The 2903-nt window shown below is 35.1% G+C and carries 1 protein-coding gene; it reads right to left on the bottom strand.

Going from position 1 to position 2903, the window contains the following annotated elements; all coding sequences use genetic code 11:
• A partial coding sequence (locus RR554_RS11250) for a chitobiase/beta-hexosaminidase C-terminal domain-containing protein (RefSeq protein WP_332468048.1) occupies positions 1-2882 on the bottom strand: 2882 nt, incomplete at its 3' end.
• Positions 2883-2903: the final 21 nt, after the last annotated feature.

Below are 2903 nucleotides of genomic sequence, written 5' to 3'. Positions count from 1 at the left end.
ATTTTACCAGCACCTTGTTTAGAAATATCATCCGCATTCCATTTGAAACGGTAAGTTCCACCACCGCCGGCTAAAGGAGCTTGTCCTGTGCCAGTTAAGTTGTTATTGTGGAAGGCGCCGTCCGTATCGTTCACATTGAATTTCATTTTAACTGCTTTCGGGTTGTTTTCCAAAACAGAGTTTTCCACAACTGCGTCAATTTCTCTTTCAGTATCCACAAACATAAATAAAATCTGTGTATTAATCAGGTCATCAAAATCAATGTATTTCTTAGATTCTTGGAAATCTTTTGCTTTAACGGGTTGTTGAATAGTTTTCCACACAGTATTTGTTTTATCTTCAACGTCACCTGTGGCAAATGCAGCATCTTGGAATCTGATTTTAGTGTACTCGTCATCGTTACCACCAAAGTATTCTTCAAACATTTTTTCCCCAAAATCTTCACGAAGTGTTTTTACACCAAAGTACTGTCCATTGTAGAAGTAGTTAACGTAGCGAGCGCTCAGGGCAATTTTACCCATTTGTTTAGCTAAGGTATTCGTTACTTTTTCGTCATATCTGTTGTAGCCTAAGCCGTAAATATCATTTTGAGGGCCATCTTGACCTTCTTTTAATTCTAATTTAGCGAATTTTTTAACGACAGGGTAGTTATCATTAGGATATTCTTCAAAGAATTGATATTTAGCTTTTTTAGTTAAGGCGTTTCGGCTAAATTTAGTAGCCACACCAGCATTATATTGGCTAGCACTAACTTGACCAAATTTTTTGTTAGCAGAGTAGCTGAAATAGTTGCCGTGTCCTTTACCAGTATGTGCGTCAATATATTCAAACGTTCCATTAGAATCTTCGGTAGTTAAATTAGCTCTATCAGATGTTACAGAAACAATCGGAAATTCTTTCATACCTTTTGCGTATTCTTCAGGTGAGATATTTTGTTTGAACTGCCAAACTAGTCCTTTTGTCACTTCATTTTGATAGTTATTTTCTAAAATATAAGAGTGAGCCATGACACCTGTTTTGATAGAGTCGTTGTAGGCAATGGCTTTAACAACCATTGTTTTGTTAACTTTGATAGCTTCTTTATAAATAGTTCCTTTAGTAGCTGTTGGTTCAGATCCATCTGTTGTGTATCGAATGGTTAAACTAGGGTCAGCACTTAGAGCCAAGTCGAAACCTTCTGAGTAGATGCCTCTTTCTTTATTAAAGTGTAACTTAGAGTCAGTCTTAGCTACGTCGTTAGTTGCTTCAAATGTTGGTTCATTAATAACTAAAACATTTTGTGAACCATCTGGTTTTCTACCAACCGTTTGATTATAAGCATGTTTTTCATAATCAATCGAATCAATCGTCCGTTTATCTTTTTCACTACTATCGATTAAACTTAAATTACCAGAGCCACCTAATTCGAAGCTGCTATGATCATTGCCCAACTCATTTTTACCGTCCATATAAATGACACGATAACCATTAGCCGGAATAATAATTCCTTTTAAATCAAATTTTTTCTTCTTATTAACTAATGTAATATCCTTATTAAGAAGAACAGGTTTGTCATTTTTATTGTAAAGTTCGATCCAGCTTTCTTTTGAAGCAACCGTTCCTTCTGTTGAAAGCTCATTAACAAACACGTCATTGATTTCTTTATTTTCAGTAATCATATTTTTAAATGTAAGTGGTGTATCACTGTGTTTATAAGTAATAACTAACCGTGGAGAGTTTGCTTTATCAAAAGAGTACACGCTACCTAAGTAGTTATCTCCCTCAAGTTTGAACCCTATTGCGTCTCCAGATTTCCAGCCATTTAATCTGTTTTCTGTGATTAAATCACTTAAATCAGCTGTTCTAACTTTATCTCCGCGTTTTTTCAAATTATCAGTATCAAAGTTTGCTTTTAGTTTACTGTATTTACGACCAGTAATATTGGCATCTTTATTATTATAAGTTTCTGCGTTACCTAACTCAGATTGAATGCTCATGTGTGATGTAACTTGTTTTGCTGATGGTGTGTAAGTAGTAAATTCAATATAAGCATCTTCTACCACAGCATCTTCTGGGATATCTACTTGGGCAAATCTCAAGCCAAGACTTTGCTTATTAGAGTCTAAAGGAGCTGCACGATGTCCACCAAACTCCAAATTACCAGTTGTTGTTACTTTTTTTGTATTGGTCAGTTCTTTAGCTGTATCAGTTGCACTAGCAATAGGCACAGATACATCATTACTGCTAGAGTCATATTCTAAAACTAGTTTGGGAGCTGATTTAGGGTCAGATTCAAATGATTTTGCAACGTATCGACCAGTTCCGTTCCCTTTTAGTTTGAAAACAAAGTCAGTGGAATCTTGATTTTTAGCAATCATTTCTTCCATGATAGATAAAATATTTTCTGTTTCTAAGGTTTCATTGATTGCGACGTTGTCAGGGGTTTTAACAGATAATTGGTTATCTGTCATGGCACGGTTTGTAAAGGTGTTACTAACTGTTGAGAAAGGTGCATTATTGCCAATTTCTCCTTGAATAGTGAACTCAGTTGCTTTAGTTGAAGCACTTTTTGAAGTAAAAACAAGAGAAGCCTTTTTCAAAACAGCATCTTCAGGGAGTGAAACATTGGTGAATCTTAGATAATTATCGTAATTAGATAATCCGTGTAAATTTAAAGAAGTAGAAATAAGTGTTGATACTTTTCCATTTGTTGCGGCATCATTTTCTTTTGCAGCAATTGGAAACTCCTTTTTAAGTGAAAATTGTGTTTCGTTAGTATTTTGCCGTGTGACATCTGCAGTGGCTGGATGATTAGTAGTATCTCCTTCTAGTGGTTCTGCGAAGGTAGTTAAAGGGAAACTGACTAAACAAATACCTAATGCTAAAATCGATGTTCTTTTCATTGGAAACTCTCCTTTTATATT

It is taken from the genome of Vagococcus sp. (assembly GCF_036639995.1).
Taxonomy (GTDB): Bacteria; Bacillota; Bacilli; order Lactobacillales; family Vagococcaceae; genus Vagococcus.
This window is presented reverse-complemented; position numbering and strand designations above follow the sequence as displayed.